The 445-nt window shown below is 66.1% G+C and carries 1 protein-coding gene; it reads right to left on the reverse strand.

Annotated features, from left to right (window positions below):
• Positions 1-179: 179 nt before the first annotated feature.
• On the reverse strand, positions 180-445 hold a 266-nt coding region (locus tag FL311_RS43670), incomplete at its 5' end, for a site-specific integrase (RefSeq protein ID WP_141333599.1).

The following is a 445-nucleotide window of genomic DNA, read 5'->3' on the forward strand; positions in this document are numbered from 1 at the left end:
GCCCAGCCGACTAGCCGAGCCATTCGGCCCGAAAGCCAACGTAGAAGGCGTCGCCACGCTTCGTTGGCCAGCTCATGGTGGCGCCTTCGATGCGCTGGCTGCCATGGCGATTTGCCCGTTTTCGTGGGTGATGCCGGCAGCCGCCGCGCGTGGAGCATGCCATCGAGAATTGGGTACGCTCAGTTCCAGCCAAGCCGGTGGCTGGCTTGCGTTGCCTGGTGGCGTGCGTCATCTTCCGCGTGGAGGTAGACACTCGTCGTGGCGAGCGACGCATGGCCGAAGTTGTCACGCACGAAGCGCAGGTCCACCTGTTGGTCGGACATGTGCGAGCCGGCCGTGTGGCGCAGCCAGTGGGACGATGCGCTGGCGAGCACGTCAGCCTGCGCGCCAAACTCGGGACCCTGTGCACGCACGCGGTCGGCCGCGAGCTTGAACACCTCCTTGA

It is taken from the genome of Myxococcus sp. AB025B, from assembly GCF_006518215.1.
GTDB classification, from domain to species: domain Bacteria; phylum Myxococcota; class Myxococcia; order Myxococcales; family Myxococcaceae; genus Myxococcus; species Myxococcus fulvus.